10 protein-coding genes, 1 pseudogene and 1 riboswitch are annotated in these 15,142 nt (G+C 72.3%); of the genes and pseudogenes, 9 read left to right on the top strand and 2 right to left on the bottom strand.

What is annotated here, in order from left to right; translation table 11 throughout:
• The first annotated feature begins 8 nt into the window (after positions 1-8).
• Both IPG72_00710 and IPG72_00705 read left to right on the top strand, forming a co-directional pair.
• Positions 9-2,006 (top strand): hypothetical protein, encoded by a 1,998-nt coding sequence (locus tag IPG72_00710; protein MBK6767564.1) that lies wholly within the window; start codon positions 9-11, stop codon positions 2,004-2,006.
• Entirely contained in the window at positions 2,003-3,445 is a 1,443-nt protein-coding gene (locus IPG72_00705; GenBank protein ID MBK6767563.1) for a discoidin domain-containing protein, read from the top strand. Before IPG72_00710 ends, IPG72_00705 begins: the two co-directional genes overlap by 4 nt.
• Here IPG72_00705 and IPG72_00700 read toward each other — a convergent pair.
• Positions 3,376-5,136 carry a GAF domain-containing protein gene (locus IPG72_00700; protein MBK6767562.1) on the bottom strand — a complete coding sequence of 587 codons (1,761 nt, stop codon included), beginning with the start codon at positions 5,134-5,136 and terminating at the stop codon, positions 3,376-3,378. The two genes, IPG72_00705 and IPG72_00700, sit on opposite strands and share 70 nt — an antisense overlap.
• Before the next feature lie 45 nt (positions 5,137-5,181).
• Here IPG72_00700 and IPG72_00695 point away from each other — a divergent pair, with 45 nt between their 5' ends.
• Both IPG72_00695 and IPG72_00690 read left to right on the top strand, forming a co-directional pair.
• Positions 5,182-6,564 (top strand): sigma-54-dependent Fis family transcriptional regulator, encoded by a 1,383-nt coding sequence (locus tag IPG72_00695; GenBank protein ID MBK6767561.1) that lies wholly within the window; start codon positions 5,182-5,184, stop codon positions 6,562-6,564.
• A complete protein-coding gene (locus IPG72_00690; GenBank protein ID MBK6767560.1) occupies positions 6,561-7,970 on the top strand; it encodes a hypothetical protein in 1,410 nt (469 codons plus the stop codon). Before IPG72_00695 ends, IPG72_00690 begins: the two co-directional genes overlap by 4 nt.
• Before the next feature lie 33 nt (positions 7,971-8,003).
• Here the strand turns inward: IPG72_00690 and ndk are convergent, their stop codons facing one another.
• The gene (gene ndk / locus IPG72_00685) at positions 8,004-8,456 is read right to left on the bottom strand and encodes a nucleoside-diphosphate kinase (protein MBK6767559.1); all 453 of its coding nucleotides are present in this window, start codon (positions 8,454-8,456) and stop codon (positions 8,004-8,006) included.
• A gap of 400 nt (positions 8,457-8,856) precedes the next feature.
• Here ndk and IPG72_00680 point away from each other — a divergent pair, with 400 nt between their 5' ends.
• The 5 genes and pseudogenes from IPG72_00680 (at position 8,857) to ribB (ending at position 15,073) form a co-directional block, all read left to right on the top strand.
• Positions 8,857-10,923, top strand: a complete 2,067-nt coding sequence (locus IPG72_00680) for a CRTAC1 family protein (protein MBK6767558.1) — start codon at positions 8,857-8,859, stop codon at positions 10,921-10,923.
• Positions 10,924-11,015: 92 nt separating this feature from the next.
• Positions 11,016-12,038, top strand: coding sequence for a hypothetical protein (locus IPG72_00675; GenBank protein ID MBK6767557.1), 1,023 nt, complete (start codon positions 11,016-11,018; stop codon positions 12,036-12,038).
• 116 nt (positions 12,039-12,154) lie between these two features.
• Positions 12,155-12,312: riboswitch (FMN riboswitch) on the top strand.
• Between the two features lie 195 nt (positions 12,313-12,507).
• On the top strand, positions 12,508-13,761 hold the full coding sequence (gene ribD, locus IPG72_00670) for a bifunctional diaminohydroxyphosphoribosylaminopyrimidine deaminase/5-amino-6-(5-phosphoribosylamino)uracil reductase RibD (GenBank protein ID MBK6767556.1): 1,254 nt from the start codon (positions 12,508-12,510) through the stop codon (positions 13,759-13,761).
• Between the two features lie 2 nt (positions 13,762-13,763).
• Positions 13,764-14,480, top strand: coding sequence for a riboflavin synthase (locus IPG72_00665; protein ID MBK6767555.1), 717 nt, complete (start codon positions 13,764-13,766; stop codon positions 14,478-14,480).
• Positions 14,477-15,073: pseudogene (gene ribB / locus IPG72_00660) on the top strand (3,4-dihydroxy-2-butanone-4-phosphate synthase). The gene IPG72_00665 and the pseudogene ribB overlap by 4 nt, the downstream one beginning before the upstream one ends.
• The last annotated feature ends 69 nt before the right edge of the window (positions 15,074-15,142 follow it).

Raw genomic sequence — 15,142 nt, 5'->3', positions numbered from 1 at the left:
CGCCGACCGTGGACCCCTCTTCCCTCGCCCGGGCGCTCGATGCCCGCATCGACGGCCAACGCCGCGCCGGCCGCGCCGCGCTTGGCAAGGCCGATGCCATGCCTGCGGGCGAGGCCGACACGGCGGGATACGAGACGCTGGCCGAGCTGACCGAGCTCGCCGCTGCGCTCGATGAGCTCCCCAAGATGCCCGCCCCCGAGGCCGCGTTCCGCGCGTCCCTCGCCGAGCGCTTGGCCCATGCCCCGGCGCCGTCGACCGTGCATGCGCCGGCGGCGCCCGAGTCATCGCCGCGCGCGACGGCCACGGCATCGGCCGCCGTTGAGCCGGGCTGGGTGCTCTCGACCGGGCAACTCTCCCAAGCCTTCGACGCCTCGCTCGTCGCCTTGTCCGCCGGCGTGGCGCGCGAGGACGTGCTGGCGATGTTGGGCGAGGCAGCCGGCGACGGGGACCTGACGGATCTCGTCGGGCTGGCCGCCACACTGTACGAGCTGCCGGACGTGCCGTCACCCCGCGCGTCGTTCCGCATGCAGCTGCGCGATGTGCTGGCCGCGGCGCCCGAGCCGCGCAGCCTGCGCCATGCGGCTCGACCGACGCTCTGGTCGCGCCTCGGGCTGCACGTCTGGCAGAGCACCAAAGCCATGGCCGGCGTGGCGGCCGCTTTCATCCTGTTCGCCGGCGCCGGTGTCACGTTTGCGTCCGCCAACGCGCTGCCGGGCGACGCGCTCTACCCCGTGAAGCGGACGACGGAGCGCGCCCAGCTCTGGCTCGGCGGCCCGGCCGACGCGCTGCACCATCACTTGTCCTTCGCCGACCGCCGGCTGGACGAAGCCGTCGCCCGGCCGCCGCTGGCCGGCATGACGCTGGCCGAGTTCAACCGCGAGGTTACCGCCGCGCTCGCGTCGGCCGACGAGGCCGTCGCCCGCCAGGTGCCGCGCGACCGCGTGATCGAGCCCCTCCTCCGGTGGCTGCTCGGCGCCCGGCACGACCTCGTCGTCGGCCGTCCCGTCCTGCCGCCGATGGCCTGGCGCGGCGCCCGCGCCCTCGTCGACGAGGCGATCCTCGCCCTCGACGGCGGCCGCCCGCTGGCCGAACGCGCCGTCCCGCGCCTGGCGCACGCCGACGCGGTGCTGGCGCTGCGGGCGGACGACGCGCAGCCGTGGACACGCCTCTTGCCCGCGACGACCGATCTCGGCGTCGGTGCGGCGTTGCCCGCCACGCTGCCCGCGAAATCGCCCGCCGTGCCCGACGTCCGCGTCCGAGCCGTCGGCTCGGGGTCGGGCGCAGCTGCGCCGCGGGCGCCCTCCGCCCTCGTGGCATCGGCGCCGCCGACCGGTCCCGGCGCCGCGACCGGACCGAGCAGCGGCACCGTCCTCGTCGAGCCGCGCGACACGATACCGCTCGATACGACGCCGCGCGACACGAACCCGCGCCCGACGTCCCGACCATCCAAGCCGACGGCCACGGAGCGCAGCGCGACCGCCGAACCGACGATCGAACGCCCTTCGCCGACGCGCGACGTCCCGACCGAGCCGCCCCCGGCGCCGACCGAGCCGCCGGCCGTAGACCCGACGCCCACCGCGGTGACACCGGCGCCGACCGAGCCGCCGGCCGCCACACCGACGTCGCAGCCGGCGCTGCCGGCCGACCTCGTGCTTTCATGCGGCCGGGGCGGGGGCGAGGTCGTCGTCGAGGTCTTCCAGACGGTGGCGTGCACGCTCCGGCTGCCCGACGGCTGGACGCTGCCCGAGGGCTGGGTGATCCGCTGGACGACGACGAGCCTGAACCCGCCCGAGGATCCCGAACTCGAGCAGGACGACGAGCGATCGCCGAGCGCACGCTACACGCCCAAGATCGCGCTGGCCGGGCTGATCAAGATGGTCGTGCACCTCGACGCCACGGTGCGCGACGGCGAGGATCGGCCCCAGGCGGTTGGCAAGGCCACGCTGTTCGTCGTGCCGCGCAACCACGGCACGAACGATGCCGCCCCATCCGAGGCCAGGCCGTGAACGGTCCCGACAGCTCTTCGGCGCGGGTGGACACGGTCACGCTGCCGTCCGCTCTTGGCCGCACGGCGGCCCGACGACGTCGATCGCACATCGTCGCCCATGGCGCGGCGCTGGCGCTCGTGTTCGCGCTGTCGGTCGTATCGCCGACCCAACCTGCGGTGGGCGCGCCCGCACAGCAACAGACACCGACGCCGGTGACGCTGGAAGGCATCCTGAGACCGTACTCGTCGGCGAGCTGTCCGTCCGTCCAATATCGGCTCGAGCCGTGCGACGGTGGCGCGCCGGTCCTCATCGGGTCGTCGCTCTCCCTCGCCAACTATGCCAACCTGGCGGTGGCGATCAACGGCCGATCGCGCAGCTGCCCGGGCGGCGGCAGCTATGTGGACGTCACCGGCATCTCGCCCCACCCGTGCGCATCCCCGACGTCCGTGGCATCCGATCCGAACCTGGCGCTCGGCAAGCCGGTCCAAATCCCGCCCGCCAATCCCGACCAGAACGGCGGCCGCGTCAACGACGGGGACACCGCGTCGCTATGGCGCGCAACGGGCGGCGCCAGTTGGCTGTACATCGACCTGCAGTCGGAGCAGAACGTCCACAAGTTCGTCTTCCGCTGGGGAGCGGCGTACGCCAAGCGCTTCGGCGTCTACATGTGGGATCCCGGCAACGGTCCGTCCGGCGACTGGTCGGCGCTGTACTACACGCCCGAGGGCAAGGGTGGGGACGAGACCGTGGTCGTGCCGCTCGTTCGGGCGCAGGTGTTCCTGCTCTACCTCGTCGAGCCCTCGAATCCCGACGTCGGGTTCGAGCTGGGCGAGTGGGAGGTATACGGCAGCGCGGTGACGAACCTGGCCCGCGGGCACCACATCGAGGCCTCGACGGAGCGGCCGCTCAACCCGGCGCGGCATGCCGTCGACGGCGACGAATCGACGGCGTGGCACGGCGAGGCGGCGCGGCGCATGACGCAGCCGACGTGGCTCCGCGTGATCTACGCGCCGCTCCGGGCCGACATCTCGGCCGTCCGCATCCTCTGGGCCGGCGGCTATGCCCTCAAGTACCGCGTTCACTTCCGGGTGGACGGGGAGTGGCTCAAGGCCCAGTTCTCGCTCGAGAACGACCGGCCCGACTTCCCGAACGTCGTGTCGTGGCGCTTCCCCCTCAGCGTCGACGAGGTCTGGGTCGTCGTCGACGAGTCCGACCCCAACCACGACTACGTCGGCATTCGCGAGCTCGAGCTCTATGCCCAGCCGCCGAGCGAACAGGCGCTTCAGTTCGCCACGTCGTTCGATCCGGGCCGCGCGCTGACCGGCGATGTCATCGTCCAAGGCGCCCGGCTGCGCGCATCGGGCGCGACGTTCGACGGCCTTGGCGCCTACGACGCGCCAGCCGCGGACACGCCTCCCGGCACTCCCTCCGACGCCTCCGCCGGCAGCGTGAAGTAGAACGCGTTTCCGCCCGACGCCCCGGCCGCGTGCCACAACCGCCCGCCGTGCGCCTCGACGATGCCCCGCGCCACGGCCAACCCGAGGCCGGTGCCCCGCGTTCCGCGCACCGCCGGCGACGGCCGCCGAACGAACGGCTCGAAGATCCGCGTGGCGTCGTCCGCGCGGATCGTCTCGCCCAGATCGATCACCGCCATCCGGACGCCGGTGGAATCGCCCGTCAGCTCGATCGTGATCGGCCGATCGATCGGGCCGTACTTGACGGCGTTGCCGACGAGATTGGCGAGCACCTGGGCGATCCGATCGGGGTCGGCGTCGACGCGGAGAGCGCGCCGCGGCAGCAGCAGCGTGATCTCGGCCGACGGGACGGCGGTCTGCACGTCGGCGACGACGGCGCGGATCACGTCCGCCGGGTCGAAGGCGCGCCGTTTGAGCGTGAACGACAGGCTGCCGAGCCGCGCCAATTCCGTGATCTCATCCACCTGCCGCGAGAGCACCCGCGCCTTGTCGATGACCAGTGAAGCCCATTCCGCCCGACGCTCGGCGTCGGCGTCCGGCCGGTCGTGCAGCAGGTGGGCGTAGCCGAGGACGCTCGTCAGCGGGGTCCGAAGCTCGTGGCTGACGACCTCGATCACCGCCCGCAGCCGCTCGCGCGCCTCGTTCGCCTCGCTGCTCTGCTGCCGGAGCTCGTTCTCGAGGCGGGCGCGCGCCGTCGCGTCCTGCAGCGCCATCAGGATGCCGCCGCCCGCGTCGCCCCCCCGTTCGCCCGTGCCGCCGAGCGGGTCGGCCAGCGGGATGAGCGTGACGCTGTACACCTCGCGCGTCGGCCGGCCGGCACGGTCGGTCAGCCGGATGTTCGCCAGGTGCCCGGGCACGCCGCGGAGCGCAGCCTGCAGCGCGTCGCCGGCCCGCGACCGGCCGAGGAACGGCAGCACCGTCAGCGCGGGCCGGCCGATGAGCGCCTCGACGGCCTGGCCGGTGAGCAGGCAGAACGTCTGGCTGGCGCTCGTGAACAACAGCCGGCGGTTCAGCGTGGCGATGCCGAGCGGGTCGCCGCCGCCGAGGCTGACCGGCTCGTCGTCCCGCGTCGCCAGCGGCGTCAGCTCGGCCAGCCGCGTCTGCTCGATGAGCAGCGCCGCTGCGTCGGCCAGGATGGACGCCTGCCCGCGCGCGTCCGGCGAGAACGCGCCCGGCTGTCGGCTCGTCAGCTCGAGGACGCCGAGGACCGGCACGCCCGCCCGCAGCGGCAGACCGAGGAAGGCATGTACGGGCGGCGGCGTCTCCCAGTCCGCCCGCTGGTGGAGGGCGCGGGGGTCAGCCCCGACGTCGTCGCTCACCAAGCTGCGCGCCTCCGCCGCGACGCGCCCGACGAGCCCCTCGCCAACGGCCAGCCGATGCCCGACGGCCGACGGCGGCAGGCCGTGCCCCGCCGCGAGCACGAGATCCCCCTCCGCCGCATCCACGAGGTAGATCCCCGCCGCATCGGCGTCGAACGCGCGGACGGCGGTGCCCAACAGGCCGGCCAGCGTCGCGGCGAGCGGGCGGCGGGGCGGGGCGGTCGGGTCGGCATCGGCGAGGCTGTGGCCGTCGAGGGACATGGCGGGATGGTAGCCGACGCGGCGGTCGATGGAAATCGGATCCCCGCCGTCCTCCAATCGCCCGCCCACCGTCAGCGATCGGCCAGCCACCATGGCCCCCGCCGGCCGGTATAATCCGCGCCACCACGGGGGCATGCAATGAGCCACAACGGCCTGGGCGACACGATCCTGATCGTCGACGACGACGCCGCCATCCGCGAGCTGGTGCGCGAGTACGTGGCCGACCTGGCGCCCGACATCGCCGTCGTGACCGCCGAGACCGGCGCCGAGGCGCAGGCGCAGTTCGACGCCGCCAAGCCGGACGTCGTCCTGCTGGACATGCACCTGCCGGACACGGACGGCTTGGACGTCCTGGCCCGCTTCCGGTCGGCCGCGGACGTACCGATCGTCGTGATCACCGCGGACTCGAGTTCGTCGCGGACGATCCGTGCGATACAGGCCGGCGCGTACGACTACCTCGTCAAGCCGCTCGAGCCCGAGACCGTGCGCCACGTCGTCCAGCGGGCCCTCGACCATCGCCGCCTGGCGGCGTCCGTGCGCGCCCTCCCCGAGGTCGGCGCGCGCGACGCGCGTGAACGGATCGTCGGCGCAAGCGGGCCGATGCAGGCGGTCTACAAGCTGATCGGGCGGGTGGCCGGCAGCGACATCCCGGTGCTCATCACCGGCGAGACCGGCACGGGCAAGGAGCTCGTGACGGAGACGCTGCACGCCAACTCGGCCCGGCGGCGCGGGCCGCTCATCCGGGTGAACTGCGCTGCGCTGCCCGAGTCGCTCCTCGAGAGCGAGCTCTTCGGCCACGAGAAGGGCGCCTTTACCGGTGCCCTCGAGCGCCGCAAGGGCCGCTTCGAGCTGGCGGACGGCGGCACGATCTTCCTCGACGAGATCGGCGACATCGCTCCGTCCGTGCAGAAGAAGCTGCTGCGCGTCCTGCAGTTCGGCGAGTTCGAGCGCGTCGGCGGCCAGGTGACGGTGAAGTCCGACGTGCGCGTCGTGGCTGCGACGAACGTCGACTTGGAGGCTGCCGTGGCTGCCGGGCGGTTCCGCGAGGACCTCTACTATCGCCTGAACGTCATCCGGATCGACATGCCCCCCTTGCGCGCCCGCACGGACGACGTGCCGGCGCTCGTCGCCCACTTCCTCGACCGCTACCGCAGCCGCCCCGGCGCGGCGCCGACCAAGATCAGCGCCGAGGCGATGCAGGCGCTGCTGGCCCACGACTGGCCGGGCAATGTGCGCGAGCTCGAGAACGCGATCCAGCGCGCCGTCGTGCTGGCGAACGACCGGCTGATCACGCCGGAGACGCTCGAGCTCGGCACACCGCATACCCGCATCGCCTTGGACGTCGATGCGCTCGTGCGGGACGGCGCGACGCTGGCCGGCGTCGTGCGGGATGTCGAGCGGGCGATGGCCGAGGCGGCGCTGCGGCGCGCCCACGGCGACGCGAACGAGGCGGCGCGGCTCCTCGACATCGCACCCGATCGCCTCGGCGGCCTCGTCGGCAAGCGGGAGGCGGCGCGATGACGATGGGGATGCGCTTCGATCAGGGCCAGCACATGAGCATGCGGCCCTCGCCGAGCCTGATCGCGTTCACCGAGATCCTGCAGCTCACCGGCCAGGAACTCGACACGCTGATCCAAGATGAGCTGGCCGCCAACCCGGCGCTCGAGCTGCGCGACGTCGAGCGCTGCCCGGCGTGCGGCGACGCGCTCCTGTCCAACGGCACGTGCTACCGCTGCGCCCGCGGCGAGACGCTGTCCAGGGACGCGGCGCGGGACGCGGCCGATTTCGACGACGTGGATCTGGACGTCTTCCGCACCGTCGCCGACCAGCGGTCGATGACCGAGCACCTCCTGATCGAGCTGGCCGCCGTCCTGTCGGACGACGACCTCGAGATCGCCGAGTTCCTCATCGGCGAGCTCGACGACCGCGGCATGATCCAGATGCCGCTGGCCACCGTCGCCGCGTCGCTGCGCGTCGGTATCGAGCGGGTCGAGCACGTGCTCCAGGCGCTGCAGTCCGTCGGCCCGCTCGGCCTTGGCGCGCGCTCGGTGGCGGAGTGCCTGCACCTCCAGCTCGCGCGCTGGGCGGAGGTCGGCGCGACGCACCCGCTGGCGGAGGACCTCGTCACCCACCACCTGGACGATCTGGCGCATGGCCGCTTCAGCGCGATCGCCGCCGCCCTCGGCGCCACGACGGAGGACGTGATCGCCGGCCGCGACTTCATCCGAACCCATCTCCGACCCTACCCGGTGGCCGAGCTGATCGACCTCCAGCCGTGGGACCGTCAGACCGGCCCCGGCAGCGTCGCCCCGGACGTCGTCCTGCGCCACGGCCGCGACGGCGGGATCGAAATCGAGATCGTCGGCTCGCTGCGCACGGGGTTGGCGATCGACCCGCTGTACCGGAGCCTCGGCGGGGCGGCGACGTCCGCGTCGTCGGCGGCCGCTTCAACCACCGGAGCGGCCGACACGATGTCCGCCACGGACCGGGCCCACATCGCCGACCACGTCGAGCGCGCCCGGCGCTTCCTGAACTACATCGACGAGCGCCGGGCGACGATGTTGCGGGTGACGACGTACGTCGTGCGCGTCCAGGAAGCGTACGTCCGCCACGGCCCGCGCCACGTCGTGCCGCTCACGCGCAGCGAGGTCGCCGAGGCGCTCGACCTGCACGAATCCACGATCAGCCGCGCGACAGCCGGCAAACACGTCATGCTGCCGAACCGCCACGTGATCCCCTACGCCTCGTTCTTCCGCGCCGCGCTGTCCGTCCAGGATGTCCTGCGCGAGCTCGTCGACAACGAGCCCGCGCCGCTGACGGACACCGAACTCGCCGCGCTGCTGAGCGAGCGCGGCTTCAAGATCGCACGGCGGACGGTGGCGAAGTATCGGGAGCAGATGGGGATCCTGCCGTCGGCGCTGCGCTGACGATCGGCCCGATCGTCCTTCGACGTCGATCCGTTACCCTTCCACGATCCACCGATCCACATCCCGCCGATACTCGATGACCTCGCCTTTCCCGAACCACAGCGACAGCTCGCGCTCGGCGTCGGCCGCGTTCGCCGAGGCGTGGATGAGGTTGCGGCCGATGTCGACTCCGTAGTCGGCGCGGATCGTGCCGGGCGCGGCCTCGGCGGGCTTCGTCACGCCGACCGTCGTGCGGACGAGGGCGATGGCCCCAGGGCCGTCGACGGCCATCACGACGACGGGGGCGGAGGTAATGTAGGCGACGAGGCCGGGGAAGAAGCCCTTGCCGACGTGCTCCTGGTAGTGCTCGCCGGCGAGGGCCTCGGTCACGTGGATGAGCTTCAGGCCGCTGATCCGCAGGCCGCGGCGCTCGAGCCGCGTGATCAGCTCGCCGACGAGGGCGCGCTGGACGGCATCGGGCTTGAGGATGATGAGCGTGCGTTCCATGACAAGGCTCCATTGCGTCGGTATCGGGGCGGCGGGCGCGACGCGGGATGGTACCACCTACCCGTTTGCAGGGGGCATTTGGCCCGTTTGCAGAGGGCATTTGGCAGCGGCGCAAACACGCCTATCCTCCTATCCATCTCTCCGATACGAAGGGGGGATATCCGGGACTGGGGTGATGTTGGGGAGCGAAGCCTCAGTCCCGGACTTGTCACCATCGCGCGGTCGGCCAGGCGCTTGGGACCGAGGCGCGGGATCTGTTGGACATGTGAGGGGCGTTCCGCGCGGCGCGCGGGGCGCCCCTCACGCATTCCCGGCGGCGGCCGCTGGCGCTGCCCGAGCGCTCGCGATATCCTTGCGCCGGCGCCGTCGCTCCCGCCGGATCCGCACCGTGGAGGCCCGCATGACCGCCGATCGTCCCGTTCCGACCTTGCGCCATCGAGCCGTCATCGGCGCGAGCGGCATTGTCGCCGCTGCGGCCGTCTTGTCAGCGGCGTCCAGGCACGACGTCGTGCTCCAGGCAAGCGTCGTGCTGTCGCCTGCCGCCCAGGCCTGTCCGATCCGGCCGCTCTCAGCGCCGGTCGCCCCGTTCTTCGAGGACGTTTCGGTCGCCAGCGGCATCAAGCCGGCCGCGCTGCCCGCCGGCACGCGCGCCCACCCGCGCGTGCGCTGGGCGGACATCGACGGGGACGGCTGGGACGACATCGCGGCGCCGACGATGTTCCCGGGCACGCGCGTCGGCGACGCGAACCCGCAGCCGTTCGACTGGCTGATCTGGCGGAACAACCGGGACGGAACGTTCAGTGATGTCTCGGTCGAGAGCGGGCTGAAAGGCGTGCAGGCCGGCTTCTTTGCGTTCGGGGACTTCGACAACGACGGCGACCAGGATGTGTTCGCCGGGCTGGACATCCACAATCACTACGACACTTCCGTGCCGCACACCCACCAGATCCTGCTGAACGATGGCGAGGGGCACTTTACGGTCAAGGCGCGCAGCGGCGTCGAGGTCGCGGCCGGGGTCGACCAGGCCGGCGTGATCTACTGGGGCGCCGGCAACGCCGCGCTGGGTGACTACAACGCCGACGGCAACCTGGACATCTACGTCGGCAACGGCCAGACCGGCTACGCGCTGCCCGATCAGCTCTTCTTCGGCCGCGGCAACGGCACGTTTACGGACGCGACGCCCAACCTCGCCGGCAACCCGCAGCGCCAGTCCAACGGCTCGACGACGTGTGATGTGGACGACGACGGCGACCTCGACATCTTCGTCAGCACGTACGGCGTGTCGGTGGAGCGGGGCCACAAGATCCTGTGGATCAACGATGGCAAGGGTCGCTTCACGAACGAGGCCCGCGCCCGCGGCATCGAGGCGTTCGAGGGCGGGAACACGTGGCGGGCCGACATGGAGTACGGCAAGAAACCGCAGGGCGGGCCGCGGGAGGAATGGGTCGGCTCGAACGGCTTCGGCGTGGACTGCGAGGACGCGGACGGCGACGGCGACATGGACATCCTGATGGCCACGATCGCCCACTCCACCGAGATCCCGCCCGGCTACCGCGGCTGGCCGCAGTCCGAGATCGACGCCCTGAACTTCACCCGCCGCTGGGCCGATCCGTCGCAGCTCCTCGTGAACCAGGGCGCCGCGGGCGGCTGGTCGTTCAAGAACGAGTGGCAGACGCGCAAGCTGCCGTACAACGAAGGCGACATCGACGCCGCGTACGCCGACTTCGACAACGACGGGCGTCTGGACGTCGGCGTTTCGCGTGACCGGAAGTACGACGCGAACCCGACGTTCATCGAGCCCGACCAGAAGGGCTGGTTCGGCCTCTATCACCAGCAGCCGGACGGCACGTTCGGCACCGTCGGCTACACGAGTGGCATCAATGTCCCGACCGACCCCGAGGCCGCCGCCCGGATGCGCGGCTCCGGCAACATCAACTGGTCGGACTACGACCGCGACGGCGACCTCGACCTCCTGCTGGGCGGCGGCCCGGGCGCGTCAAGCGGCCACCTGTTCAGGAACACGATCGGCCAATCGAACGATTGGCTCCAGGTCCGCGTCGTCGGCGACGGCGCGACCGTGAACCGCGACGCGATCGGCGCGCGCGTCACGCTGCGCTGGGCGGCGGACGGTGCGGCGACGATCGGCAGCCCGGCGGGCGAACAGATCACCCGCCAGGTGAAGGCCGGCCGCGGGACGTACAACTCCACGGACACCCGCGTCCTCCACTTCGGCCTCGGCGCGCGCGACTGCGCCTACACGCTGACCGTCACGTTCCCGGACGGCACCGCGCACACGTTCGACGGCGAGACGGTCGGCCGCAACCGCCACGTCCGGGTGGGCTACGACGGCGCGCTCGCGGACGACGTCGTCGACGGGCCGGTGCCGGTGGTGCCGACGGCCGAGCCGACCGCCGAGCCGACGCCCGGACGGTCGACGGTGTACTTGCCGAAGGCGGTGCGGGAGTAGGCGGGGCAGGCATGGGGATCCGATGACCCGTCGGCGTCCTTCTCGGCGGCCGCTCCAGCGAGCGCGAGGTCTCGCTGGCCAGCGGACGGCAGGTGATCTTCAACCTCGACCGCGCGCGGTTCACCGCCGTGCCGCTGTTCATGGACGGCGGCGGGCGCTTGTGGCGCCTGCCGGACAAGCTCGTCGTCCAGAACGCGTGCGCCGACATCGAATCGCGGTTGGAGGCCGACGCCGAGCGCGTGCCGTATGAGGCGCTGCCCGACCTCATCGACATCGCCTTCATCGCCCTGCACGGCAAGTACGGCGACGACGGCTGCGTGCAGGGGATGCTGGAGCTTTGCGGCATGCCGTACACCGGCTCCGGCGTCCTGGCCGCCGCGCTGTCCCTCGACAAGCCGATGGCCCACCGGCTGCTCAGCGCGCACGGCTTCGACGTGCCGCGCGAGGTCGTGATCACGGCGGACGCATGGGCGGCGGATCGGGACGGGTGCGTGGCGCGGATCGCCGCCGAGGTCGGCGCACCGCTCGTCGTGCTGCCGGTACGCGAGGGGTCGAGCATCGGGGTGAGCGTCGTCGCCGACATCGAGGACGTCGGGAACGGCGCAGACGTGGCGGACGGCGACAGTGCCCGCGGCCTGGCCGCCGCGATCGACGAAGCGCTTTCGTGGGACACGGCGGCGCTCGTCGAGACGTTCCTGGACGGGATGGAGTTCAGCGTGATCGTGCTGGGCACGGACGACGGCGGTGCCGAGGCCCTCCTCCCGACGGAGACCGTCAGCCCAAACCCGTTCATGACGTACGACGACAAGTACATGCCCGGTCGCTCGCAGAAGATCACGCCGGCGCGGGTCGATCCGGCAACGCTCGCCCGGATTCAGCGCGAGGCGGAGCGGCTGTTCGTCGCCTTCGGATTCAAGGGTTACGCCCGCCTCGACGGCTTCTTGATGGCCGACGGACGGCTGCTGTTCACCGATCCGAACAGCACATCCGGCATGTCGCCGAGCAGCTTCATGTTCCACCAGGCCGCGGAGGCGGGGCTGACGGCGGGGATGGTGGTGGAGCGGCTGTTGGGACAGGCGCTCATCGACCATGCGGCAAAGCGAGGGCCGCTGTAGCGGGCCGCCGTTCTGTAGCGGGCCCCTGTAGCGGGCCGCCGTAACGGGCCGCCGTGACGGGCCCTGTAACAGCCGTTGCAGCGGCCGTTGTATCGGATGCTATACTGGCCGCACAACTCAGCCTTCAGGGCAGGGTGAGACGACGGGCACGCTTCGCGCCCATCGTCAATTCCCGACCGGCGGTAGGGGCCGCAAGGCCCGAGCCCGCGAGCCGCAAGGCAGATCTGGTTCGATGCCAGAGCCGACGGTACAGTCCGGATGAAAGAAGGCTGACGAGCTCGCGCCACCGCGCGCCGGGCCGGCCTTGGCCGTCCGCGCCGGGCGGTCGTTCCGTGTGGGACGACGGCCTGCGCGACAGCCGCAGGCCGACTCCACGTGCCGGCGCGGCCCGTCGTGCCCCGATGCCCTGCAGGTTGTTGCCTGGAGGGCGATTTCTTTGTCGATCCGACGTCCTGGTGCGCAACCTGGCATGCGCGGGCCGAGGCCCGCATCCCCGGCCGACGCGGCCTTCATGGCCCGCGCCCTCGCGCTGGCGGAACGCGGCATCGGCCGCACGAGCCCGAACCCGTCTGTCGGCGCGGTTCTCGTCCAAGGCGACGCCGTCGTCGGCGAGGGCCGGACGGCGCCGGCCGGCGGACCGCACGCCGAGGCCGCCGCGCTCGCGGCAGCCGGCGCGGCGGCGGCCGGCGCGACGGCGTACGTAACGCTCGAGCCCTGCGCGCACCACGGCCGGACGCCGCCGTGCGCCGACGCCCTCATCGCCGCCGGCGTGTCGCGGGTCGTATACGCGCTCCGCGACCCCAACCCGAGCGTCGACGGCGCCGGCGCTGCACGGCTGCTGGCCGCGGGCCTCGACGTCGTCGAGGGCGTCGGCGCGGATGCGGCACGCACGCTCTACGCGCCCTTCGCCCGCTGGATCACGACCGGTCGCCCGTTCGTCACCGCCAAGTGGGCGATGACGCTCGACGGCCGGATCGCCAGCCGCACCGGCGACAGCCGCTGGATCAGCGGCCCGCCCGCTCGCGCCGAAGCCCACCGTCTGCGTGACCGCGTCGACGCGGTCGTCGTCGGCAGCGGCACCGTTGTTCGCGACGATCCGGCGCTGACGGTGCGCCTTGATCGCGCCGACACCCGCGACGGCGATGCAGGCCGCGCCGACTCGGATCGCGATGCCCGCCAGCCCCTGCGCGTCGTCCTCGACAGCACCGGCCTCGTACCCCTCTGGTCCCGCGTGTTCGACGTCACCGAGGCCCCGACACTCGTCGCGACCGTGGCGATGCCCGCCGGCCGCGCGGCCGAACTGCGCGAGCGGGGCGTCGAGGTCGTCGCGGTGGCGGGCGATGCCGAAGGTCGCGTCGACATCGCGGCACTCCTCGACATCCTTGGCCGCCGCGGCGCGCTTCACGTTCTCGTCGAAGGCGGCGCCGCGGTGCACGGCAGCTTCGTCGCCGCGCGCGCGGTCGATGCCGTGTGGGCCGTCGTCGCGCCGGTGATCGTCGGCGGGCGTGAAGCGCCGGGGCCGGTGGGCGGGCACGGCGTGGCGCGGATGGCGGATGCGGTGCGGCTCACGAACATCGCCTTCGCGCCGCTGAACGACGACATCGTCGTCACCGGAACGCCGACGTGGCCGACCAACGACGCGTCGTCGCTTCCACCCATGGACGACGACACGTCAGCCAGCGCGCACCGCGCACCGGCGACGATGTCGCCATCGGCCCGCTGACGATGTTCACCGGCATCGTCGAGACCCTCGGCCACCTCGCCGCCGTCCGCACACGCGATGGCGTGCGCATCTTCGACGTCGCCGCGCCCGCCATCGCGGACGGCATCGCCGTCGGCGACAGCATCAGCGTGAACGGCGCCTGCCTGACCGCCGTCACGGTCGATCCGGACGGCTTCACGGTCGAGCTCGTGCCCGAGACGCTGGCCAAGACGGCGCTCGGTGCGCTCGCCGTCGGTGACGCGGTGAACCTCGAGCGGTCCGTGACGCCGAGCACGCGACTGGGCGGCCATATCGTCCAGGGCCATGTCGAAGCCGTCGGCAAGGTCGTCGCCGTCGAGGACGAGGGCGGCGGCGCGCGGCGCGTTCGGGTCCGTGCGCCGGAAGACGTCCTGCGCTATGTCGTGCGCAAAGGCTTCATCGCCGTCGACGGCGCCAGCCTCACCGTCGTCGATGTCGACGCGACGACGTTCTCGATCGCCTTCATCCCGCACACCCTCGCCGTCACGGTCGCCGGCGGGTACCGCGTCGGCACGCATGTCCAGCTCGAGAGCGACATCCTCGGGCGATACGTCGAGCGCCTGTTGGGCGCCGGCACGGCGCAGCCGGGACAGCCACAGACGATCGAGCCACAGGCTGCCGAGCCACAGACTACAGAGCCACGAGCTATCGAGCCACAAGCTGTCGAGCCACAAGCTGTCGAAAGGGAGGAACACCGATGAGCCTGATCTCCATGCCCGAAGCCGTCGCCGAGGTGCGCGCCGGGCGGCCGCTGATCGTCGTCGACGACCCGCACCGCGAGAACGAGGGCGACCTGATCGTCGCCGCTTCGTGCGTGACCCCGGATCACATCAACTTCATGGTCACGCACGCCCGCGGCCTCGTCTGCGTGCCGATGACGGCCGGCCGACTGGCCGAGCTCGATCTGCCGCTCATGGTCGAGCGCAACACGACACCGACCGGCACGGCCTTCACCGTTCCGGTCGACGCCCGCCACGGCACGACGACCGGCATCTCGGCCTTCGAGCGATCGAACACGATCCGCGTCCTCATCGACCCTGCCACCCGGCCGGTCGACCTGCTGCGCCCCGGCCACATCTTCCCGCTGCAGGCCGCCGACGGCGGCGTGCTCGCCCGCCCCGGCCACACCGAGGCGGCGGTCGACCTGGCGCGGTTGGCCGGCCACTACCCGGCCGGCGTGGTGTGCGAGATCCTCGACGACGACGGCCACATGGCCCGCGGCGCGCAGCTCGTCTCGTTCGCGCTGCGGCACGGTCTCGGGATGCTGGCGATCGCCGATCTGATCGCCTGGCGCGCCGCGAACGATCCGGCCGGGTCGTCCACGCAGTCGTCGTCCACGCAGTCGTCGGCCGCGCAGCCCGGC

The organism is Candidatus Avedoeria danica (assembly GCA_016703025.1).
Taxonomy (GTDB): domain Bacteria; phylum Chloroflexota; class Anaerolineae; order Epilineales; family Epilineaceae; genus Avedoeria; species Avedoeria danica.
The sequence above is the reverse complement of the archived record's forward strand: the minus strand, read 5'-3'. Positions and strand labels throughout refer to the sequence as shown.